Origin of the sequence: Bradyrhizobium sp. CB1717 (assembly GCF_029714325.1) — a bacterium.
Lineage (GTDB): Bacteria > Pseudomonadota > Alphaproteobacteria > Rhizobiales > Xanthobacteraceae > Bradyrhizobium.
Genome location: NZ_CP121666.1, coordinates 23,784 through 46,485, shown reverse-complemented (window position 1 = coordinate 46,485; position 22,702 = coordinate 23,784). Strand labels below are relative to the sequence as shown.

Below are 22,702 nucleotides of genomic sequence, written 5' to 3'. Positions count from 1 at the left end.
CTCAGTGCGTCCCCGGGCGGTCGGCATAGGGGTCGGGGATGCCGAGATGGGCGAGGATCTCAGTTTCCAGCGCTTCCATCTCCTCGGCGTCGTCGTCGTTCTCGTGGTCGTAGCCGATCAGGTGCAGGAAGCCGTGCACGGCGAGGTGGCTCAAATGATGGTCGAACGGCTTGTGCTCCTCGTCCGCCTCGCGCCGCATGGTCTCGTAGGCGATCGCGATGTCGCCGAGCATGCGCGGCGCATCGCCTTCCTTCCATTCGCCTTCCGGCTGGAGCGCGGGAAACGACAGCACGTTGGTCGGCTTGTCGATGCCGCGCCAGTTGCTGTTGAGGGTGCGGATGCCGGCATCATCGGTCAACATCACCGCCACTTCCGCGTCGGCAACATCTTCGTCGACGCTCTCGGCGGCGGCGGCGACCGCGCGCTGGATCACGGCTTCGGAATCGGGCTCGCGCTGCCAGCAATCGGCAACGACGAGGACCTCGGTCATGGGAAGGTTCGGATGTGACATTGTCTTTGTTCGGAACGATCAGGCGCCGCGTTCGCGCCCGTCTGGTCCGGCTGTTGTCCCGTCAGGATTTATCGGCGGCCGGCCGCTGCGGCGAACCTTCATAGGCGGCGACGATCCGCGCCACGAGCTCATGGCGGATCACGTCCTCGGCTTTGAAATGAACTTGGGCAATGCCTTCGACGCCGCTCAACAGGCGCGTTGCCTCGGCAAGACCCGAGGTCTGGCCGTTCGGCAAATCGATCTGCGAGGGGTCGCCCGTCACGATCATGCGGCTGTTCTCGCCGAGACGCGTCAGGAACATCTTCATCTGCATCGATGTGGTGTTCTGCGCCTCGTCCAGGATGATGGCGGCGTTGGTGAGGGTGCGGCCGCGCATGAAGGCGAGCGGTGCGATCTCGATCTCGCCGGTCTGCAGCGCGCGCTCGACGATGCGCGCATCCATGAGGTCGTAGAGCGCGTCGTAGATCGGACGCAGATACGGATCGACCTTCTCGCGGAGATCGCCGGGCAAAAAGCCGAGGCGCTCGCCGGCTTCGACCGCCGGGCGCGACAGGATGATCTTGTCGACCTCCTTGCGCTCGAACAGCTGCGCGGCATGCGCGACCGCGAGCCAGGTCTTGCCGGTGCCGGCGGGGCCGATGCCGAACACCAGCTCGTGGCGCTTCAGAGCGCGGATGTAGGAGTCCTGCGCGGCGGTGCGCGCGCGCACGGGGCGCTTGCGCAAGTTGATGCTGTCGAAGGTCGATTTCGCCGACTTGGCGTCGAACTCGAACAGCGAGCCCTGCGCGATCACGGCGCGGATCGCGCCTTCGACTTCGCCCTGGTCGACGTCCTGGCCCTTCGCGGCGTGCGCATAGAGCGTCTCAAGCACGCGGCGCGCGGCGTCGCAGCCGTCGCGGGTGCCACTGATGGTGATGTGGTTGCCCTTGGAGTCCACGACGACGCCGAGCCGCCGCTCGATCTGCGCCAGGTTCTGGCCATAGGGGCCGACCAGTGCGGATGCGGCGCGGTTGTCGTCGAAATCGATGACGACCTGGGTCTCGGGCGGAACTTGCATGTCGCGGTCAAATTTGCGGCTGGGAGCGATAGAAGACGAATCCGATGCACTTTTTGGCAAGGGTTCAGGCTCCAGTGGCTTGCGGTAAAGCGGGCTCGCGCGCGGTGCGCGGTGTCGCGAGCTCGCCGAGGAAGCTGTAGCGCTCGAGGCTGTCGATCCTGACAGGCAGGATCTGTCCGATGATGTCGGGCGAGGCCATCACATGGGCGGGCTGGAGAAAAGCGGTGCGGCCGACGATCTGGCCGTCCTTGCGCGCCGGACGCTCGAACAGCACATCGACCGTCGAGCCAATCGCGGCCCTGTTGAAGGCCGATTGCTGGCTGTCGATCAGTTCCTGGAGCCGCTCCAATCGCTGGTCCATCTCGGCGGGGGACACCGTCTCCTGCATGTCCGCGGCCGGCGTTCCCGGCCGGGCGGAGTATTTGAACGAATAAGCCGCAGCGTAACCGATTTGCGTGACAAGCGCGAGGGTGGCGAGAAAATCTTGCTCGCTTTCGCCGGGGAAGCCGACGATGAAATCTGATGAAAAAGCAATGTCTTGGCGCGCGGTACGAAAACGGTCGATGACGTCGAGATAATCATCGGCGGTATGTTTCCGGTTCATGGCGGCAAGAATCCGGTCCGAGCCCGACTGCACCGGCAGGTGCACGAACGGCATCAGGGCATCGAGATCGCGATGCGCCGCGATCAGACTGTCATCGACGTCGCGGGGGTGGCTGGTCGAATAGCGCAGCCGCGCGATCCCCGGAATCGCCGCCAGATGTTCGAGCAACCGGCCGAGCGGCCAGGTTTTTCCGTCCGGCCCCTCGCCGTGATAGGCGTTGACGTTCTGGCCGATCAAGGTGAGCTCGCGCACGCCGTTGTCGGCAAGCCGCTTCACGTCGTCGACGATCTTCGCGACAGGGCGGGAGACTTCCGAGCCTCGCGTGTAAGGCACGACGCAGAAGGTGCAGAACTTGTCGCAGCCTTCCTGCACCGTGACGAAGGCGGAAATGCCGCGCGCGCGGATCGCTGCAGGCTTCGGCTGGGCAAGGAAGCCGAACTTGTCCTCGGCCGGAAATTCGGTCTCGATCGCGCGGCCTTCACTGCCGGCGCGCTTCAGGAGCTCCGGCAGATGATGATAGCTCTGCGGTCCCACCACGACGTCGACGACCGGCGCACGGCGCACGATCTCCTCGCCCTCGGCCTGCGCCACGCAGCCCGCGACCGCGATCTGCATCGCGCGGCCTCCGCGCGCAGCTTCGTCCTTGGCGACGCGCAGCCGCCCGAGCTCGGAATAGACCTTTTCCGAGGCCTTCTCGCGGATATGGCAGGTGTTGAGGATGACGAGGTCGGCGTCCTCGGCGCTCGCCGTCTCCACGAATCCTTCCGGAGCCAGCGTGTCCACCATGCGCTGGGCATCGTAGACGTTCATCTGGCAGCCATATGATTTGATGTGCAGCTTGCGCGGCGGCGTCATGGAACCCGAAAATGGCGGTGGAGGACGGCCCTCAGATATAGGTTGGACGGGCGAAAATCCAGCGAATGGGGCCTGAACCCGTCATTCCGGGGCGCGACGCAGTCGCGAACCCGGAATCTCGAGCTAATTCCACTAGATTCCGGGTTCACGCGCCCTGCGCGTGCCCCGGAATGACTGCGAGGGGATGGAATCAGCCCGCCAGAGCCTCCGCCTCGACCCGCCGGACCAGTTCCGGCAATTGATGCATATCCGAGAAGGTCAGGTCGGCACCAGCCTGCCGCAGGGTCTCGGCATGGCCGGCCCCGCAATGGCTGCCGCCATAGAAGCCGAACACGGTCATGCCAGCCGCCCGCGCCCCGGCGATGCCGGCCAGGCTGTCCTCGATGACGACGCAGCGCTCGGGTGGCACGCCCATTTCCCTGGCGGCGAACAGGAACAGGTCCGGTGCCGGCTTGCCGTTCGTCACCTGCGAGGACGAGAAGATGTTCGGCGCGAGGCGTTCATAGAGCCCCGTGCTTCCGAGGCTCACGCGCATACGCGGATGCGAACCGCTCGAGGCAACGCAGACACGTTGCGTCACGACGTCGAGCACGTCGTGGATGCCGTGGATCGCCTCGAGGTCGGCCTCGAATGCGCGGAACAGCTCGTCCTGCAGATCGCCGTGATAGGCCTCGGGCAGCTTGCGGCCGAGCTCGGTTTCGATCTCGAGGTTGGCCTGTTTTGTCGAGCGGCCAAGGAAGCGCTCGGACACCTGCTCCGACGTGATCGGATAGCCGTGCCGCGTCAGCACATCCGCATGCGCGCGACAGGAGATCACCTCGCTGTCCACGAGCACGCCGTCGCAATCGAAGATGATGAGATCGATGGGCACTAAATCAATTCGTCGGCTTGTCGTCGTCGAGCGGGACGCAATAGAGCTCGAGCCGGTGGTCGACCAGCTTGTAGCCGAGCTTGCGGGCGATCTCCGCCTGAAGCTTCTCGATCTCTTCGGAGGTGAATTCGATCACCTTGCCGTCGCGCAGATTGATGAGGTGATCGTGGTGGCTGTCGCGCATCGTCTCATAGCGCGCGCGGCCCTCGCGAAAATCATGGCGTTCGATGATACCGGCGTCCTCGAACAGCTTGACGGTGCGATACACGGTCGAGATCGAGATCTTGTCGTCGACGGCAACGCAGCGCCGGTACAGTTCCTCGACATCGGGATGATCGACCGCCTCCGCGAGCACGCGGGCGATGACACGGCGCTGCTCGGTCATGCGCATGCCGGTGGCGGCACAGCGCGCCTCGATGCCGGACGCCTTGGTTGCGGAAGAGGGTTTCAGTGCGGTCATGATCTGTCTGCCTGAGGGGCGCTTTCTGCCATCGATGTTACGACAAGTCACGTCGCATCAGAAGGGCGTTCAATTGTTCCCCATTGGGCTGCTTATAGTAGCGTTCGCGGCGTCCGACCACCATGAATCCGGCCCGGTCGTAGAGCCGCCGCGCCGGCTGGTTATTTTCCTCAACTTCGAGAAATATCGTGCGCACGCCGCGCCCCGCGAGATGGCCGAGATGGGTCATCAGCAGCGTGCGGGACAGGCCGCGGCCGCGATGGGCCTGGTCGACCGCGACCGAGAGGATCTCCGCCTCGTCGGCGCCGATCCGCGAGACGGCAAAGCCGATGATCTTGCGGCCGAGGCGCAACCGATGCACGAGCGTGTTGCGCTCGCTCATCATGTTCTCGAACTCGGCTTCGCCCCAGCCCTGCGCGAAGGAGGCGCCGTGAAGCTGCGCCAGCCGCGCGGCATCGCGCAAGGAAACCGGCTCGACGGCGGCCGTGCCGCCGCGCCACCATTCCGACAGCCATCTCATCATGAGCTTGCGGCTTGTGCGAGCAGCGGAGTTGCGGCCGGCTTTGCGTCGGGCGCCTTCAGATAGAACGGCCGCGCCGGATTCGTTTCGGGATCGGCCGCAGCGCCGAGCCATGCGAGCCAGCCGATGTCGGGCGCGGGCTGCGCGTCGACCGCGACCGGCGGCGGCGCATCCTTCGGCCAGCGATCGGCCAGGATGTTCGCGGCATTGCCGACCAGATGCGGCGCGCCGAATTGCGAGGCTGCAATCGCATCATTGATGGGCGCGATGCCCGGCTGCACCAGCAGGCTGCCGTCGCCGGCGACGATCTGGAAATAGACGTGATCGTGCCGCGCATCGATGGCGGAGATCACCGGCGCCGTTCCGCTCTGGCCGACGACGGTGGCGGCATAGGCCGACAGCGTCGTCAGCCCGACCGCCGGCCGTTTCGCCGCAAGCGCAAGACCGCGCGCTGCCGAGATGCCGACGCGCAGGCCGGTGAAGCTGCCGGGGCCGACCGTGACGGCGACGCGGTCGAGCGAGGTGAAGGCGAGATTGGCAGATTGCATCACGCGCGCGATCATCGGCATCAGCGCTTCGGCATGGCCGCGCTTCATGAGAAGCTGCTCCTGCGCAAGGAGCTCGCCGGCGTCGGTGTCGAGCACGGCCGCCGCGCACGCCTCGAGCGCAGTATCGATGGCAAGGATCAGCATGGAAGAGCGAATGACGAGTGGCGAATGGAAAGCAGTCTAGCGAACCGAGCGTCTATTCGCCATTCGTCACGCACGATTTGCAGGCCTCCCAAATGCCTTACTTCGTAGGGTGGGGCAAAGCGAAGCGTCCCCACCACAACCGTTTCGGTGGGCACGGCGCAAGCGCGCCCTTGCCCACCCTACGACAGCTCGCTTACATCGGCCGGACTTCGACCACGTCGGGCACGAAGTGCTTGAGCAGGTTCTGGATACCGTGCTGGAGCGTTGCCGTCGACGACGGGCAGCCGGAGCAGGCGCCCTTCATGTTGAGATAGACGATACCGTCCTTGAAGCCGCGGAAGGTGATGTCGCCGCCGTCGTTGGCGACCGCCGGCCGCACGCGGGTTTCGATCAGGTCCTTGATCATGTCGACCGTCTCGGCATCGGCCTCGTCAAAGAACTCGTCCTCGTCGTCGAGATCGGCATCGGTGTGCGCTTCGCCGCCGGCGAGCAGCGGCGCGCCGGACATGTAGTGCTCCATGATGGCGCCAAGGATCGCGGGCTTGAGCTGCTGCCATTCACCGCTCGCCTTGGTCACGGTGATGAAGTCCGATCCGTAGAACACGCCGGTGACGCCGGGAACCTCGAACAGCTTTTCGGCCAGCGGCGAGCGCGCGGCCGATTCGCGGCTCGAAAATTCCATCGGGCTGCCGTCGACCACGACGCGGCCGGGAATGAACTTCAGCGTGGCGGGATTGGGGGTGGCTTCGGTTTGAATGAACATGGTTTTCTCCAGACGTCACCGGTTCAAGGCCGGCGCGTGCTCTATCACCTAGCAGATGGCGACGGGGAACGCACGGTCAAGGGGAGGATAGCAATTTCGCCTATAGGTTTCAGTGAGTTAGGGGCCGCTCACCCTCCCCTGGAGGGGGAGGGTCGGCGCGAAGCGCCGGGGTGGGGTGATCTCTCCGCACGGGCACTGTTGGATGGGGAAACACCGTCACCCCACCCCGCTCGCGCTGCGCGCGATCGACCCTCCCCCTCCAGGGGAGGGTAAGAGGCAGCGCCCTACGACAGCGAATCCACGCTTTGGTCGCTCAGCGCGCCGGAGATGATCGTCACCGGCACCGGGAATGTGCCGAGCTCATGCGCGAGCAGCGCGACCAGAGGTCCCGGGCCCTCCGCGCCGGGATTGGCGGCAAGGACCAGCATGGCGATATCAGGGTCCTCGTCGATGACAGCGAGCAGCTGTTCCATCGCGGCGCCCTCGCGGATCACCCGTTCCGGCGTGATCGCGGCGATGCCGTTGGCTCTCCCGGCGGCGCGGTCGAGCGCGGCCTCCGCCGCCTCCTGCGCCTCGGCGCGCATGATGTCGGCGACCCCCAGCCATTCCTGGGTCTGCTCCTCGGGCTCGATGATGCGCAGCATCACCACGCCGCCGCCGGCTCGGATCGCCCAGCGGCTGGCGTAATAGACCGCGCGATCCCATTCGGCGCTGTCGTCGACGACGACGAGGCATTTGGGCTTGTGACCCGGCTCAAAGCAAAGTCGCTTGCTGGTCATGCATGTCCCGGCATGTGCACGGCTCGCATGCTGCCACACTCCCGCAATGTTTGGGAGAGGCGAAGCGGCCGGCGCCGTGGCGCCGACCGGTGTTGCGATCGCGCCTTAGCGCCGACGGATGAAGCCGACGATGTCCTTCGACAGCTTCATGGTCTCGTCGGCGATGGCGCGGGCCCGGTCGGAACCCTCGTTCAGGATCGTGTCGATATGGCCGGGGTCGGCGACGAGGCGCTTCATCTCGCCGGCGATCGGCGCGAGCTTCGTCACGCACAGCTCCGCGAGCGCGTTCTTGAAGCTGGAGAACTGGCCGCCGCCGAAATCCCTGAGCACGTCGGCCTTGGGCCGGCCGGAGAGCGCGGCGAAGATGCCGACGAGATTGTCGGCCTCGGGACGGGCTTCCAGGCCCTTTTCCTCTGACGGCAACGGCTCCGGATCGGTCTTCGCCTTGCGGATCTTCTGCGCGATGGTGTCGGCGTCGTCGGTGAGGTTGATGCGCGAATTGTCGGAGGCATCCGACTTCGACATCTTCTTGGTGCCGTCGCGCAAGCTCATCACGCGCGTCGCCGGGCCCGTGATCAAGGGTTCCGGCAGCGGGAAGAACAGGCCGTCATTTGCGCCGTGGCTGCGGATCGAGTCGCCGAAATCGTTGTTGAACTTCTGCGCGATGTCGCGCGAGAGCTCGAGATGCTGCTTCTGGTCCTCGCCCACGGGAACGTGGGTGGCGCGGTAGAGCAGGATGTCGGCGGCCATCAGCACGGGATAGTCGAACAGACCCACGGACGCGTTCTCGCGGTCCTTGCCGGCCTTCTCCTTGAACTGGGTCATGCGGCCGAGCCAGCCCATGCGCGCGACGCAGTTGAAGATCCAGGCGAGCTCGGCGTGTCCCGAGACCTGGCTCTGGTTGAACACGATGTGCTTCTTCGGGTCGATGCCGCTGGCGATGAACGCCGCCGTCACCTCGCGGGTGTTGCGCGCGAGCTCGACCGGTCCACCCCAGACGTCGACGCCTTGCGTGATCGCGTGCATGTCGACGACGCAATAGATGCAGTTGTGGGTTTCCTGCATCTTCACGAAGTTGACGATCGCGCCGAGATAATTGCCGAGGTGCAGATTGCCCGTCGGCTGGACGCCCGAAAAGACCCGTTCAACGAATGGCATGGTCAGCCTTCCCATAGGTATTTGGCCGTCGTTTCCAACAGCGGCGCTGCTCCGTCAAGGGTAATTCGCTTATCCCATCCGCTAGGCGGGCCGTTTCAAGGCCGCAGCCGCCTCGCGCCAGGAGGCGGCGCCGAGGGTTTGCAGCAAGAGGCCATAGACCGCGATCCCGGCCGCGATCTGCACGCCCAGCACGATGAAGCGGATCAGGCCATGCGCCTCGGCGGGCATCAGAGCCGCGGACAGCCAGAGCAGGGTGCCCATCGCGGCCGCGGCGAGCGCGATCCGCGGCAGCCGTTTTCGCGCGGCGCCGTCGATCGAGAAGCCAAACTCGCTGGTGCCCTTCCGGAGCAGCGAAATCGCGCTGCTCCAGGCGCCGGCCGCGATACTCGCCGCGATCCCGCTGGCGCCAAAGAAATGCCCGAGCAGCACGGCGAGCGCGACCGCGACCACAAATCCTTTGGCCGTGGCCATGAGCGGCGTCATCGTGTCGCTGCGGGCATAGAACGCCGGCGACAGCGCCTTGATCAGCACGTGGGCCGGCAGGCCCAGCGCCAGCCACATCAATGCATGCGCCGTCGCCGCGCTGTCGTCCGCGCCGAAGGCGCCATGCTCGAACAGCAGCCGCACGATCGGCTCCGCCAGCACGACCAGGCCGAGCGTCGCCGGCAGCGCCAGCCCGGCTGCAAGCTCCAGCGCGCGCGATTCCGCATGTGCCACGGCGTCGCGGTCGCCGCTGGTGACGGCGCGCGTCAACTCCGGCACCAGCACGGTGCCCATCGCGACGCCGACGATGCCGAGCGGCAGCTCGATCAGGCGGTTGGCGAAATAAAGCCAGGACACGGCGGAGGGCGTGGCGGACGCGATGATCGCGCCCGCGACCATCAGCCATTGCGGCCCCGAGCTTGCGATCATGCCGGGGATCGCCTTGGCGAAGAAACCGCGCATCTCCTTGTCGAAGCTCACGCGCAACGGTGTCGCAAGATTCGCACTGCGCTGCGACAGCAGCATCAGCAATTGCAGCAGGCCGGCGATGCCGACGGTGGCCGCCAGCATCCACGCCGCGAAGGTCGCATCAGTATGCCCGACCAGGAGCGCGGCGATGGCGACGATCAGCGCGATGTTGAACAGCAGCGGCGAGAAGGCGGTCAGTGCAAAGCGCGCTTGCGCGTTGAGCAGTCCCATCAGCACCGTGACGGGTCCGGCGAAGGCGAGATAGGGGAGCATCAGCCGCGCATTCGCGACGGCGAGATCGAGCGTGGCGCTGCCGAGAAAGCCCGGTGCGATGATCGTGATGATCAGCGGCATCACGAGCGCGATGACCGCCGAGATCGCGATCAGGGCCACGCTGACCGTGCCGAGCACGCGGCCCGCGAAGGCGGATGCCGCCGCTTCGCCGTCGCGGTCACGGACGCGCAGCCAGGCCGGGATCAGCGCCGCATTCAGTGCCCCTTCGCTGAGCAGCCGTCGCACCACGTTGACGAGCTGGAACGCCGCCAGAAACGCATCCGCCACCGCGCCGGTGCCCAGCAGCGCGGCAATCATGGAATCGCGCGCAAAGCCGAGCAGGCGCGAGGCCAGTGTTCCCGTCGAAACTGTCAGGAAGGAGCGGATCATCGGACGTTATAATACCGTTGCTTGCCCGGGCAGGGCCGGTCGTGATAGGCCGCGAGCCAGATTTCAGACCGACAGGAAGCGGATTTCCGCAGGGATCGCAATCCGCCAAACAGGATCAAGGTGAATGGCTGACGTGAAATATGACGTTCTCGGGATCGGCAACGCGCTGTTCGACGTGCTGGTCAGGACCGACGAGGCCTTTTTGGCCAAGCACGGCATGACCAAGGGCAGCATGTCCCTGATCGACGAGGCGCGCGCCGCCGCCATTTACAAGGACATGGGGCCGGCAACGGAAGTCTCGGGGGGATCTGCCGCCAACACCATCGTCGGCATCGGCAGCCTGGGGGCGCGTGCCGCCTATGTCGGCAAGGTCAAGGACGACCAGATCGGCAAGCTCTACGTCCACGACATCCGCGCCGCGGGCGTTGCCTTCAACACGCCCGCCGCGACGGACGGCCCCGCCACCGGCTGCTCCTACATCCTCGTCACCGATGACGGTGAGCGCACCATGAACACCTATCTCGGCGCGGCGCAGGACCTGTCGCCCGCCGATATCGACCCGGCCGAGATCGCTGCCGCCGGCATCGTCTATCTCGAAGGCTATCTCTGGGACCCCAAGAACGCCAAGGATGCCTTCGTCAAGGCGGCCAAGATCGCCCATGACGCCAAGCGCAAGGTTGCGCTGACGCTGTCGGATTCCTTCTGTGTCGACCGCTATCGCGACGAGTTTCTCTCGTTGATGCGGGGCGGCACCGTCGACATCGTCTTCGCCAACGAGTCCGAGCTGCACTCGCTCTACACGACCTCGGATTTCGACACCGCGCTGAAGCAGCTGCGCAACGACGTCAATCTCGGCGTCGTCACCCGCAGCGAGAAGGGCTGCATGGTGGTGTCGTCGGAAGACGCCGTCGCCGCGCCGGCCTTCCCGGTCGACAAGGTCGTCGACACCACCGGCGCCGGCGACCTCTTCGCCGCCGGCTTCCTCTACGGTCTGTCGCGCAATCTCGCGTACAAGCAGTGCGGCGAGCTCGGCGCGCTCGCGGCCGCCGAAGTGATCCAGCACATCGGCGCGCGGCCGCTGGTGTCGCTCAAGGAGCTGGCCGGCCAGCGCGGGTTGACGGTTTAGTCCTCGCTCTCTCCGCCGTCATTGCGAGCGAAGCGAAGCAATCCAGAATCCCTCCGCGGAGACAGACTGGATTGCTTCGCTACGCTCGCAATGACGATGTGGATGCAGATGCGCGCCTCATCCTCCGCTGTCGTCGCCCGGCTTGACCGGGCGATCCAGTGCTCCGAAACGTCAGTGGTTTACCGAGAAGCCGCGGCGTACTGGATTCCCCGCCTTCGCGGGGAATGACAGTCGTTGTGCGGCAAAACACTCAGCGCCTCACGCCGCCTTCTGCCCGCTCCCCGCATCGAGCCCGGCATAGATCCCGCGCTCGAATCCCGTGAAGGCCTCGATGCATTTGGCGTCGACGAACGGCAGCACCTGCATCAGGATCACGCCGGAAACGTCGCGCGCCGGGTCGATCCAGAAATAGGTGTTGGCGAGACCAGCCCAGGCGAGGCTGCCGGCACTGCGGCCCTCCGGCGTTTTGGCGGTATTGATCAGGAAGGACAGCCCCCACTTCTTCACGATGTCAGGGAAGAGATCGACATCGTTGGTGTACACGGGCGCAACCGTCGTCATCTTGCCAATGGTGAGATCGCCGATGTGGTTCTGGCCCATCAGCGCGACCGTCTCGGGCTTCAGCACCTGATTGCCGTTGCCGCGGCCCTTGTTGAGGATCATCTGGGTGAACTTGATGTAGTCGCCGGCCGTGCCGTAAAGGCCGCCACCACCCATGCAAAATTCCGGATTCTGCTCGATCTCGAACGGGATCGGCGCCAGCGATCCATCCTCGCCGCGAGCATGGGTGGCGACCAGCCGCTGGCGCATGTTGTCGGTGATCTTGAAGCCGGTGTCGCTCATGCCGAGCGGGGTGAAGAGATTGTCTCGCAGATAGGCATCGAGCCGCTTGCCGCTGACGGCTTCCACTGCCTTGCCGACGAAGTCGATGTTGATGCCATATTCCCAGCGCGTACCGGGATCAGACATGATCGGCGTCTTCAGCGCGATGTCCTGGCAGGAGAAGATGTTCGGGATTCCGGTCTTCTCCAAGTAGAGCGCGAGATCGCCGTTCCACACATTGTAGGCAAAACCGGCGGTGTGGGTCATGAGCTGGCGCAGCGTGATCGCGCCCTTGGCCGGCCGCAGCTTCGGTTCGCCCTTGGCGTCAAAACCCTCGAGCACCTGTGGCTTGGCGAGATCGGGCAGCACGTCGCCGATCGGCGTATCCAGCGACAGCTTGCCCTGCTCGACCAGCTGCATCGCGCCCGCCGATGTCACCGCCTTCGTCATCGAGGCGATCCAGAACACGCTGTCCAGCGTCATCGCATCGGGCTTGGAGAGGTCGCGCTTTCCGAACGCGCCCTGATACAGCACGTCGCTACCGCTCGCGGCGATCGCGACGACGCCGGGAATCTCCTTGGCATCGCTGGTCTTGCGCAGAATCTCGTCGATCTGGGCCTGGCTTTGCATGCGCGTTTCCTCCGGTTTGATTATTGTTGGAAGTGATCGATTGTCCTCCTGGAGGTCGCGCGCGGCAAGCGCCCCAACCTTCACCCCGGTCGCGATGTCGTGACTTGACGGCCTGCGCCCTACGCAGGACGACAAGGCGGCTGGACGGCAACACTCCGTCACATTCTGCGGTGGATGACCGCAACGAGCCGTGACCATGGATGGGTCGTGGCGATATGTTTTGCGTGTTTGGAAGCACTTGAAACATTTTGTGCGTTGCGACGTTCAGCACTCGGCCAATCGACGGCCGACGTTAAGACTTGATGCAAATTTGGCGGCCGGCTCCCGGCCGCGGGGGACCTCAAATGATTTCGACCTGGAGCGAATGGAAGCGCTATCCCCGTCCCGGACGGGGCGACAACCTCGAGGCGCCGATCTCGCCCGGTATTTACGAGGTTCGTGTCGCCGGCACCGGCGCGCTCTATTCCTTCGGCGCGGTGGACAATCTGGCGCAGGCGCTGGCGCTGCTGCCGGTCGGCTCGAAGAGCTGGTTCGGCCGCCGCGACACCTCCGACGTTCCCGATCTCGAATACCGGACGTGCGCGACCTCCTCGAAGGCCGACGCCAAGGCCGCCGCCGAGCGCATGATCGGCCGGCGCGAGACCTATATGAGCGGCGCGGCGTAACCTCGCCGACCCGAATTTAGCTGCCATCAGCTGTGCGTTGCGGGGCGGTGCATTGCGCACCGTCTCTCCCTATATTCCGGGCCAATCTGATCGCCCTGAGGGAGAACGCCATGACCCCGACCGCCGCCGCCCGCGCCACGCAAGCCACTGCCACCCTGCGCGACCGGTTGAAGGACCCCTCGCTGCTGAAGGAGGCCTGCTACATCGACGGCGCGTGGGTCGGCACGCCGGTCTTCGCGGTGAACAATCCCGCCACCGGCGTCGAGCTCGCAAAGGTCCCGCAGCTTGGTGCGGCCGAGACCACCAAGGCGGTTGAAGCCGCCGAGCGCGCCTTCCCGGCCTGGGCCAAGCACACCGCCAAGCAGCGCTCCAACATTTTGCGCAAATGGTTCGAGCTGATTACGGCCAACCGTGAGGACCTCGCGCTGATCCTCACCTCCGAGCAGGGCAAGCCGCTCTCCGAGGCGCTCGGCGAGGTCGACATCGGCGCCGCCTATATCGAGTTCTTCGCCGAGGAAGCGCGCCGCGTTTATGGCGAGACCATTCCGACGCAGCGGCCCGATGCGCGCCTGCTCGCGATCAAGCAGCCGATCGGCGTCTGCGGCGCGATCACGCCGTGGAATTTCCCGAACTCGATGATCACGCGAAAGGTCTCGCCGGCACTCGCGGCTGGCTGCACCGTGGTGCTCAAGCCCGCCAACGAGACGCCGCTCTCCGCGCTGGCGCTCGCCGTGCTCGCCGAGAAGGCCGGCATCCCCAAGGGCGTGCTCAACATCATCACCGGCGATGCGCCGCCGATCGGCAAGGTGCTGTGCGAGCATCCCGCGGTGCGCTTCGTCGGCTTCACCGGCTCGACCGCGGTCGGCAAGATCCTCTATCAGCAGGCCTCGGTCGGCGTGAAGCGGCTCGGTCTCGAACTCGGCGGCAACGCGCCCTTCATCGTGTTCGACGACGCCGACATCGATGCTGCGGTCGAGGGCGCGATCGTCTCGAAATACCGCAACATGGGCCAGACCTGCGTCTGCGCCAACCGCATCTACGCCCAGGACAAGATCTACGACGACTTCGTGCAGAAACTCTCGAAGAAGGTCGCGGCGATGAAGATCGGCGACGGCACCGAGAGCGGCGTCACGCAGGGGCCGCTGATCAACATGAAGGCGGTCGACAAGGTCGAGCGGCACATCGCGGATGCCGTGAAGCGCGGCGCCAAGGTCGTCACCGGCGGCAAGCGCAGCGAGCTCGGCCGCTCATTCTTCGAGCCGACCGTGCTCGCCGACGTCAAGCCGGACTCGCTGGTGTCGCAGGAGGAAACCTTCGGCCCGCTCGCGCCTGTCATCCGCTTCAAGGATGAAGCCGATGTCATCGCGATGTGCAACGCCTCGCCGTTCGGTCTCGCCTCCTACTTCTATTCCCGCGATCTCGGCCGCGTCTGGCGCGTCGCCGAAGCGCTGGAGTCGGGCATGGTCGGCGTCAACACCGGCCTGATCACCACCGAAGTCGCGCCCTTCGGCGGCGTCAAGGAAAGCGGCCTGGGCCGTGAAGGCTCGCGTCACGGCATGGAAGAATATGTCGAGATCAAATACGTGATGATGGCGGGGGTGTGATTGGCAGGAGGCGGCTCGAAAGCCGCCTCGTCTTGCTCGCGCTGGTCTGGAACGGCGTGCAACCGAAGCCGTTTGCGCTCAGCGCAAGCGGCGGCGTTGGCGATTGCGATAGAAGAAGCTTGATCGGAGGCACGCCCGGTCGTGCTCGGAGAGCTGATTGCACGCAGGATCATATCGGGAAATCGGCGCCGAGACCTATTGTCCCAACGCACCGCAATGGGTCACGCCGACTGCCTTATCATAGGGCCTGGTAGCGCAAATCTTACCGCCGCAGCACCGCAATCGTCCGGTTCGCGAATGTCAGCCGCTCGGCCATGACCGACACGAAGTAGGTCAGCAACTTGTGGCTGAGCGCGGGGTCTTCATCCTTGATCGCGTCGAACTGGTGCGTGTTGAGCACGTAGAGCACGCTGTCGACCTCGGCCTGGATCGTGGCGCTGCGCGGGGTGTTCGACACCAGGCCCATCTCGCCGATCGTGGTGTAGCGGCCGAGGCTGCGTACGCGCGTGGTGCGGTCGTCGTCGGCGGGCACCATGATGCCGACGCGGCCGTCGAGAATGAAATGCATGGAATCGGCGGGATCGCCGGCCTGCACGATGATCTCGCCGGACTCGACCTCGATGCGCTGGCAGCGGCGGATCAGCTCGTCGGCGTCGTTCTCGCTGTCGAGGATTCGCGTGAACCAGTCGCGTAAGGAGGCTTCTTCCTGCGCCAGGCCCTGATGCTGCGAGATGATCTCGTTCTCGCACCATTCCAGCGCGTGATCGAGCTCGCCGATGATGATAACGCCTTCGCCGATGAAATCGCTGGAGCGCAGCACCTTCTCGGCGGTCGCCGACAGATGCACCAGGATCAGCTCGACACCGAGATCGGCCGCGCTGCGCTTGATCTGCGCGAAGCTGTAGGCGGCCGACGAATCCACGCCGGTGACGAGCTTGAAGTCGAACAGCAGATAGCGGCATTCGGGGCGCTCATGGAGCAGCCGCTTGACGTGCTGGTAAAGCCGGTTGGCGGAGCCGAAGAACAGATAGCTCTGCAGGTTGAGGCCCTGGATCTTGCCGCCATGGGCCAGCAGCACCTCCTGGTCGTCGCGCGAGCGGTCGAGCGAGGAGCGATATTCCGAGCCGTCGAAACTGTACTTGATCGATTCCACCCGCGCTGCGCTGAAAGCGAATGTGGCGCAGCCGATGATCACGCCGATCAGGATGCCCGGCACGAAGCCCCAGACCACGATGATCGCGATGATGGCGATCAGCGAGAGATATTCGAGCTTCGACAGCCGCTTGCGCGACTCGATGATCCATTTGTGCAGCTGGTCGGCGCCGAGATAGAGCAAAAGGCCGCCGAGCACGAATTTCGGAATGAAGCCGAGCAATTGCGGCGCGACCACGAGCATCAGCAGCGACATCACCGCGACCGTGAGGCCGGACAGGCGGCCGCGGCCGCCGCTGCTGAAGTTCAGGATCGAGCGGCTGACCGAGATGCAGCCGGCATAGCCGCCGAGCACGCCGGTCAGCATGTTGGCGGTGCCGGTGACGTTCAGCTCGCGCTCGAGGTTGGCCTCGCGATGAACGGCGACCTCGATGCCGGTGGTGTTGAACAGCGTGCTCGACGCGGTGACGAAAATCACGGCGACGAGATTGCCGAGCAGGTCCGGCACGGCGAACCAGGGATAGTGGACGAGGCCGTCGGTGTGCCAAGGCACCATGAAGGCCGCCTGCGGCGGCGGCTGGAATGTCCAGCCCAGACTGCGGGCCTCGCCGAGCGAGATGCCCGTGATCCAGAACGCCAGATGTGCCGTGAGCACGCCGGCGACCAGGATGATCGGCAGCCCGAACGGGCTGCGCGAGCGATGCCAGGTCAGATACAGCACCAGTGCCATGGCGCAGGCGGCACCGAGCTCCAGCAGCGTGGTGCCGTTGGTGAAATGCAGCAGCGTCGCAAATTGCACGGGGTGATCGGTGATGACCCGGATCGCACCCATGACGATCAGGAGCCCGGTGGCGCCGAGGAAGCCGCCGACCACGGGGTAGGGCACGTAGCGGATGGCACGGCCCATCCGCGTCAGGCCCAGTCCGCACAGCGCCACGCCTGTCAGTACCGTCGACAGGCCGAGCGTGATCAGGACCGGTGACAACAACGGCACCGACGGGCTCGCCGCCTCGATCCGTTCGACCAGCGAGGCTGCGAGGATTCCCGTCACCGCCGCGGTCGAGCTGTCGGGGGCGGCGACCGCGAAGGGCAGGGAGCTCCCGAGCGCGACGATCGCCGCAAGCACCGCAGAGCTGATGAAGGTCGCCGTGATCGCGTAGGACAGATAGGGCGACAGGGGACCTGCGAAGATCAGCAGCGCGTAGGAGAGCCCGAACGTGACGGTCAGGACGCTGGCGGCGCTGCCGCCCAATATGTCATTCAGCGCACGCTTGAGCGTCGGATTGAACCGCGGAGCCGGACTGAAGGTAATCGCTGGATCGGTCACGTGCTGGCGCTCGCCCCTTGGGACACTCCGTCTGAGACGTAGACGATTGGAGGCTTAGCGCAACAGGATTCGTGGAACTATGAAGTATCCGACAGTTTTCCTACGGTCCGGTGCGGAATCCCGTTCACGACGTGTGAATGGTCAATCATACGTGTGAAGATTGACGGTGCAGCCCCATACTCAACCGTCGTCCCGGCGAAGGCCGGGACCCATAACCACAGGGAGAAGTTTGACGAAGACTTGCAGTGAAATGGTCGGTACCGGGACCGAGCTTTATCGATAGATTCCGCGGTATGGGTCCCGGCTTTCGCCGGGACGACGAGGAACACCAATCCCTCCTCGTCATTGCGAGCGCAGCGAAGCAATCCAGTCTGTCTCCGCGGAGGGACTCTGGATTGCTTCGCTGCTCTCGCAATGACGGAGCGCGCGGAAACAGCCGGGCTTAAATCTTCAGCTCCGTCCCCGTCACGCGCCGATACGCTTCCAGATATCTTTTGCTGGTCGCCTCCACCACGCTCGCCGGCAGTGGCGGCGGCGGGGCGTCGCCGTTCCAGCGGCCGGCGCGGCGCTCGACATCGAGATAGTCGCGCAGCGGCTGCTTGTCGAAGCTCGCCTGCGGCTGGCCGGGCTTGTAGGCGTCGACCGCCCAGAAGCGCGAACTGTCCGGTGTCATCACCTCGTCGATCAGGATGATGCGGCCGTTCTTGTCGCGGCCGAACTCGAACTTGGTGTCGGCGATGATGATGCCCTGCTCGCGGGCGAGTTCCTCGCCGAGCGTGTAGATCGCGCGCGTCATGCTCTCGAGCGTGTAGGCGACCTCGTCGCCGACCACTTCGCGCATCTTCGCGATGGTGATGTTCTCGTCATGGCCGGTCTCGGCCTTGGTCGCCGGGCTGAAGATCGAAGGCTCCAGCTTCTCGCTTTCGACGAGGCCCGGTTTCAGCTTCTCGCCGGCGAGCGTGCCGGAGCCAGCATATTCCTTCCAGGCCGAGCCCGAGAGATAGCCGCGGATCACGCATTCGATCGGAAACACGGTGGTGCGGCGGGACAGCATGGCGCGGCCGAGGATCTCGGCGCGGTGCGGCTTCAAGGCCGGCACGGCCGCGATGATCTCGTCGGTGTCGGCGCTGATCATGTGATGCGGCACCACGCCCTCGAGCTTGCCAAACCAGAACGCGCTGATTTGCGTCAGCACCGCGCCCTTCATCGGAATGGTCTCGCCCATCACGACGTCAAAGGCGCTGATGCGGTCGGTGGTGAGCAGCAGCAGGCGATCATCGTCGACGGCGTAGATATCGCGCACCTTGCCGCGGCCGATCTTGGTCAGGGGCAGGTCGCTGGAGAGCATGGCGGTCATCGGCAGAGCTTTCGGGCAGACGGCTTGAAGACAGGACATCGGCCGCGCCTGATGGCACGGCCGGAGACCGGATTAGCCTATTCCGGCAGCGGAATGAACTCATGTTCCTGCGGAACCGCGGCGAAGCGGCCGGTTTTCCAGTCCTGCTTGGCCTGCTCGATCCGCTCCTTGCTGGAGGAGACGAAATTCCACCAGATGTGGCGCGGGCCTTCCAATGCATCGCCGCCGAGAAACATCATCCGCGTCGCTTTCAGCGCCTTCACGGTGATGCGGTCGCCGGGCCGGAAGATCAGCAGCCGCGGCCCCTCATAGCGCTCGTTCGCAATCTCGACCTCGCCGTCGACGAGGTAAATCGCGCGTTCCTCATGGTCGGGGTCGAGCGGCACGCTCGCGCCTGCCGCGGCCGTGACCTCGGTATAGAACCAGGGCGAGACCATCGACACGGGCGAGGTGATGCCGAAGGTCGAGCCCGCGATCACCCGCGCGGTAAAATCGCGCTCGGAGATCATCGGCAGATCGCCGGCCGCGTAATGCTGAAACGACGGCGCGATCTCTTCGGAGCCGGCCGGCAGCGCGATCCAGCTTTGCAGGCCCAGCATCTTCTGGCCCGAAGCGCGCTGCGTGTCGGGCGTGCGCTCGGAATGCGCGATGCCGCGCCCAGCCGTCATCAGGTTCATCGCGCCGGGCGCGATCTCCTGGACATTGCCTTCGCTGTCGCGATGCATGATCGCGCCGTCGAACAGATAGGTGACGGTGGCAAGCCCGATATGTGGATGCGGCCGCACGTCCATGCCCTTGCCGGAGACGAACTGCACCGGCCCGAAATGATCGAAGAAGATGAAGGGCCCGACCATCTGCCGCTTGCCATGCGGCAGCGCGCGCCGCACCGCGAATCCGTCGCCGAGGTCGCGGGTGCGCGGCACGATGACGAGGTCGAGCGCGTCGCAGGATTTGGGATCGCCGAGCACGGGATCGTTGTCGGGCATCCAGCTCATGGGTTGGCTCCTTTTTGGCTTTCTTGGCCGCGATGTTAGCAGGATTTCGCATCGCCGTCGCGACACATACTCCGCTGTCATGCCCCGCGAAAGCGGGGCATCCAGTATGCCGCGGCCCGTCGATTCCATCACAACCGTCTCGGAGTACTGGATCGCCCGGTCAAGCCGGGCGATGACAGCGGTGGGTGCCGCCGCTAACCCTGGCATGCGGATGGTCCTTGAAAAAAGGGACGCAACAAACGATGTTCGGCTGATTTCAACCGCGACCAATCGCATCGCCCGATGACACTCGCCGCAACCGAGCTTGCCTTTCGCGCCGCGTCCGTCGCGCTGCTGCTGATGCTGGCGGCGTCGCTGTTGCAGGACTTTCGCAAAGTGCTCACAGCTCGTCTTGCCGCGGCCTTCGCGCTGGGTTCGGCCGCGCACGCGGCGAGCTATTCGGTGGACGTCACGTCACCGATCCCGCTCCTGCATGCACCGCTGATCGCGTTGTCGACCGGCGGCATCGTGGTGTTCTGGCTGTTCACACGCTCCCTGTTCGACGACGAGTTTCGCCTCCGCTGGTGGCACGGATGGGTCTGGGCGCTGGTGACGGCCTTCAGCTTCGCAGGCTGCGTCTGGATTGCACCCAGCGGCCATGTGCGGTTCTCGGTGACGGTGGTCAATCTGATCGTGCTCGGTTTCATCGCGCTTGCGGTCGGGCAGATGATTGCCTCCTGGCCGGCCGACCTGGTCGAGCGACGTCGCCGCGTTCGCGGCTTCATCGTCTGCGCAACCGCGCTCTATGGCGGGCTGAACGCGGTGCTCCAGATCGCCGTCGCCGGCCACCACGTCGGCGATGTCGCCGAAACCATCAATGCCGGCGTGCTCGCCTGCATCGTCGCGGCGATCGTCTATGCCATGATGCGCGTTGACGGGGCGGATCTGTTTCCGATGGCGGCTGAGCCCGCACCGACGATCGCCTCGATCCAGCCTGTGGCCGAGGACGCCGCCGACCAAAATCTCATCGACGCCCTGATGCGCCTGATGGCGGACGAGCGGATCTATCGCCAGGAGAACATCACCATCGGCGCCCTGGCGGGCCGGCTGAAAATTCCCGAATACCGGTTGCGCCGGCTGATCAACCAGCGGCTCGGCTACCGCAACTTCAATGTGTTCCTGAACAATCACCGGATCGAGGAAGCCAAGGCTGCACTCGCCGATCCTGCCCAGGCCGAGGTCCCCGTCATCACCATCGCCATGGACGCCGGCTTCCAGTCGCTGGGGCCGTTCAACCGCGCCTTCAAGGCGGTGACGGGGGTGACGCCGACGGAGTATCGGCGGCTGAAGGCGAACGCGGCGTGACGCTTCTTTTTCACCTCTCCCCGCCTGGGGAGAGGCCGGAATTTGCGTGAGCAAATTCCGGGTGAGGGGGAGTTTCCGCGAGTCAAATGGCCAACGTGACGCGCCTCATCTCACGACGTCATTGCGAGGAGCGGAGCGACGAAGCAATCCAGACCCGTTCCGGGGAAACATTCTGGATTGCTTCGCTTCGCTCGCAATGACGGGGGAAGATCGCGCCAATGTGCCAAGCTATTGGAATGGCTATATAATTCCATAATCGACCGGGCCGTCGCGGTTTCAGCCAGGCCATTTTCCAAATCCGGCGAGCGCTGCTCCGCCCGTTCCGGCTTCCTCCCGGCATACGTCCCAGCCGGAGAAAGCCCGTGACCCGCCGCCGCAAGATTGTCCTCCTGACCACCACCATCGCCTGCATCGGTCTCGCGCTCGGCGCGACGCGCGCCCGCGACGTCCCGCAGATCGCCACCGGCTTCGTCGCCGACATCCTCTGCTCCGAGACGTTCGTCTCCGGCCTCGATCCCAGGCGCAACTTCACCGAGACCACCGATGCCATGCCCGGGACCGGCCTGATCACCTGGGCGATGGACACCCAGGTCGATCGCGAGCGCAAGGACGTCACGGTGACGCTGTTCGGCATCGGCCGCAGCCACGCGATCTATCGCGAGGGCCTCGGCTGCACGCTCGAGCACGGCGCCGGCGTCGCCGCCGTCGAGCCGCCGGTGGACGACGGGCAGCCGGCATTGTTGCCCGAGATCGCTGCGCCTTCGATCGTGCCGCCGCAAAGCCCCGAGCTGGCTGCCGCGCTCGACCGTGCCTTCACCGAACCCGCGCAGCCGCCTTACCGCCGCACCCGCGCCATTGTCGTGATGAAGGCCGGCCGCGTCATCGCCGAGCGCTACGTCGACGGCATCGGACTTGAGACGCCGCTGCTCGGCTTCTCCATGACGAAATCGGTGGTCTCCGCCCTGATCGGCGTGCTGGTGCGGCAGGGCAGGCTGAAGCTCGACGGGCCCGCGCCGGTCGCTGCGTGGACGGATCCGAACGATCCGCGCCATGCCATCACCGTCGATCAGCTGCTGCGCCACACCGCGGGTCTCGCGCTCGGCAGCTCATTGGAGGCCTCGCTCGGCTCGGTCTTCGAGCCGGTCAACCGGATGAAGTTCGTGGAGAAGGACATGGCCGCCTATGCCGAGACCATCCCGCTCGAGACCGCGCCCGGCACCGCGTGGAACTATCACGACGGCAACATCCTCATTCTCTCGCATCTGATCCGCGTTGCCGCCGGCGGCACACCGGAAAGCGCGCTGCGCTTTGCGCGCCGCGAATTGTTCGCTCCGCTCGGCATGCGCCATGTCGTCCTTCAGCTCGATGGCTCCGGCACGATCGAAGGGTCGGGCGAGATGCTGGCCTCCGCGCGCGACTGGGCGCGCTTCGGCCAGCTCTATCTCAATGACGGCGTCGTCGGCGGCAAGCGTATCCTCCCCGAGGGCTGGGTGAGTTATTCCGCGACGGCGACACCGAATGCGTGGGTCGGCATCGGCGCCGGCTTCTGGACCAACCAGGGCGACCGCTTTGGCGCAAGATTTCGCATCGAACACGGCTGGCCGCGCGATGCCTTCTTCGCCAAGGGCACGATCGGGCAGTACACCATCGTGATCCCGTCGGAGCGCCTGGTGATCGTTCGGCTCGGCCGCTCGCCGAACTGGCCGCCGCAAGCCGACGGCGTGTTCGATCTCGTGCGCGACGTGATTGCGGCGACGCGCGAGAAGGGGAAGATGGCGGGCATGAATTAAGGAGGG

The 22,702-nt window shown here is 65.3% G+C and carries 20 protein-coding genes; 5 read left to right on the top strand and 15 right to left on the bottom strand.

Features of this window, described 5'->3' with window-relative positions:
• Window position 1 precedes the first annotated feature (1 nt).
• The 11 genes from ybeY to murJ all read right to left on the bottom strand — a co-directional run bounded on the left by ybeY (window position 2) and on the right by murJ (window position 9,884).
• Window positions 2-511, bottom strand: coding sequence for an rRNA maturation RNase YbeY (gene ybeY / locus QA649_RS00195; RefSeq protein ID WP_283022462.1), 510 nt, complete (start codon window positions 509-511; stop codon window positions 2-4).
• Between the two features lie 61 nt (window positions 512-572).
• Window positions 573-1,568: a PhoH family protein gene (locus QA649_RS00190; protein ID WP_283022461.1), complete on the bottom strand. Its 996-nt coding sequence runs from the start codon at window positions 1,566-1,568 to the stop codon at window positions 573-575.
• Between the two features lie 64 nt (window positions 1,569-1,632).
• The gene (gene miaB, locus QA649_RS00185) at window positions 1,633-3,027 is read right to left on the bottom strand and encodes a tRNA (N6-isopentenyl adenosine(37)-C2)-methylthiotransferase MiaB (protein WP_283022460.1); all 1,395 of its coding nucleotides are present in this window, start codon (window positions 3,025-3,027) and stop codon (window positions 1,633-1,635) included.
• A gap of 190 nt (window positions 3,028-3,217) precedes the next feature.
• Complete coding sequence (locus QA649_RS00180; RefSeq protein ID WP_283022459.1) at window positions 3,218-3,898, bottom strand: HAD family hydrolase; 681 nt, start codon at window positions 3,896-3,898, stop codon at window positions 3,218-3,220.
• Between the two features lie 4 nt (window positions 3,899-3,902).
• Complete coding sequence (locus QA649_RS00175; RefSeq protein WP_283022458.1) at window positions 3,903-4,358, bottom strand: Fur family transcriptional regulator; 456 nt, start codon at window positions 4,356-4,358, stop codon at window positions 3,903-3,905.
• Window positions 4,359-4,395: 37 nt separating this feature from the next.
• Window positions 4,396-4,881 carry a ribosomal protein S18-alanine N-acetyltransferase gene (gene rimI / locus QA649_RS00170; protein ID WP_283022457.1) on the bottom strand — a complete coding sequence of 162 codons (486 nt, stop codon included), beginning with the start codon at window positions 4,879-4,881 and terminating at the stop codon, window positions 4,396-4,398.
• The gene (gene tsaB, locus QA649_RS00165) at window positions 4,878-5,570 is read right to left on the bottom strand and encodes a tRNA (adenosine(37)-N6)-threonylcarbamoyltransferase complex dimerization subunit type 1 TsaB (protein ID WP_283022456.1); all 693 of its coding nucleotides are present in this window, start codon (window positions 5,568-5,570) and stop codon (window positions 4,878-4,880) included. Before tsaB ends, rimI begins: the two co-directional genes overlap by 4 nt.
• Before the next feature lie 193 nt (window positions 5,571-5,763).
• Window positions 5,764-6,333, bottom strand: a complete 570-nt coding sequence (locus QA649_RS00160; RefSeq protein WP_283022455.1) for a NifU family protein — start codon at window positions 6,331-6,333, stop codon at window positions 5,764-5,766.
• 284 nt (window positions 6,334-6,617) lie between these two features.
• Entirely contained in the window at window positions 6,618-7,112 is a 495-nt protein-coding gene (locus QA649_RS00155; RefSeq protein WP_283022454.1) for a universal stress protein, read from the bottom strand.
• Between the two features lie 105 nt (window positions 7,113-7,217).
• On the bottom strand, window positions 7,218-8,270 hold the full coding sequence (gene trpS, locus QA649_RS00150) for a tryptophan--tRNA ligase (protein WP_283022453.1): 1,053 nt from the start codon (window positions 8,268-8,270) through the stop codon (window positions 7,218-7,220).
• 81 nt (window positions 8,271-8,351) lie between these two features.
• Window positions 8,352-9,884, bottom strand: coding sequence for a murein biosynthesis integral membrane protein MurJ (murJ, locus tag QA649_RS00145; RefSeq protein ID WP_283022452.1), 1,533 nt, complete (start codon window positions 9,882-9,884; stop codon window positions 8,352-8,354).
• Window positions 9,885-10,008: 124 nt separating this feature from the next.
• Here murJ and QA649_RS00140 point away from each other — a divergent pair, with 124 nt between their 5' ends.
• Window positions 10,009-11,010: an adenosine kinase gene (locus QA649_RS00140; protein ID WP_283022451.1), complete on the top strand. Its 1,002-nt coding sequence runs from the start codon at window positions 10,009-10,011 to the stop codon at window positions 11,008-11,010.
• Between the two features lie 258 nt (window positions 11,011-11,268).
• Here the strand turns inward: QA649_RS00140 and QA649_RS00135 are convergent, their stop codons facing one another.
• On the bottom strand, window positions 11,269-12,462 hold the full coding sequence (locus QA649_RS00135) for a serine hydrolase domain-containing protein (RefSeq protein ID WP_283022450.1): 1,194 nt from the start codon (window positions 12,460-12,462) through the stop codon (window positions 11,269-11,271).
• 344 nt (window positions 12,463-12,806) lie between these two features.
• Between QA649_RS00135 and QA649_RS00130 the strand changes: the two genes are divergently transcribed.
• Both QA649_RS00130 and QA649_RS00125 read left to right on the top strand, forming a co-directional pair.
• Window positions 12,807-13,127, top strand: a complete 321-nt coding sequence (locus QA649_RS00130) for a hypothetical protein (protein WP_157337101.1) — start codon at window positions 12,807-12,809, stop codon at window positions 13,125-13,127.
• 110 nt (window positions 13,128-13,237) lie between these two features.
• Window positions 13,238-14,731: an NAD-dependent succinate-semialdehyde dehydrogenase gene (locus tag QA649_RS00125; RefSeq protein ID WP_283022449.1), complete on the top strand. Its 1,494-nt coding sequence runs from the start codon at window positions 13,238-13,240 to the stop codon at window positions 14,729-14,731.
• A 262-nt stretch (window positions 14,732-14,993) separates the two neighbouring features.
• Here the strand turns inward: QA649_RS00125 and QA649_RS00120 are convergent, their stop codons facing one another.
• From QA649_RS00120 to QA649_RS00110, 3 genes are all read right to left on the bottom strand, one after another.
• Window positions 14,994-17,210, bottom strand: coding sequence for a SulP family inorganic anion transporter (locus QA649_RS00120; RefSeq protein ID WP_283022448.1), 2,217 nt, complete (start codon window positions 17,208-17,210; stop codon window positions 14,994-14,996).
• A 442-nt stretch (window positions 17,211-17,652) separates the two neighbouring features.
• The gene (locus QA649_RS00115) at window positions 17,653-18,567 is read right to left on the bottom strand and encodes a phosphoribosylaminoimidazolesuccinocarboxamide synthase (protein WP_283022447.1); all 915 of its coding nucleotides are present in this window, start codon (window positions 18,565-18,567) and stop codon (window positions 17,653-17,655) included.
• 77 nt (window positions 18,568-18,644) lie between these two features.
• Entirely contained in the window at window positions 18,645-19,562 is a 918-nt protein-coding gene (locus tag QA649_RS00110; protein WP_283022446.1) for a pirin family protein, read from the bottom strand.
• A 282-nt stretch (window positions 19,563-19,844) separates the two neighbouring features.
• Here QA649_RS00110 and QA649_RS00105 point away from each other — a divergent pair, with 282 nt between their 5' ends.
• Both QA649_RS00105 and QA649_RS00100 read left to right on the top strand, forming a co-directional pair.
• Window positions 19,845-20,906 carry a helix-turn-helix domain-containing protein gene (locus tag QA649_RS00105; RefSeq protein ID WP_283022445.1) on the top strand — a complete coding sequence of 354 codons (1,062 nt, stop codon included), beginning with the start codon at window positions 19,845-19,847 and terminating at the stop codon, window positions 20,904-20,906.
• Between the two features lie 362 nt (window positions 20,907-21,268).
• Window positions 21,269-22,696 carry a serine hydrolase gene (locus QA649_RS00100; protein ID WP_283022444.1) on the top strand — a complete coding sequence of 476 codons (1,428 nt, stop codon included), beginning with the start codon at window positions 21,269-21,271 and terminating at the stop codon, window positions 22,694-22,696.
• Window positions 22,697-22,702: the final 6 nt, after the last annotated feature.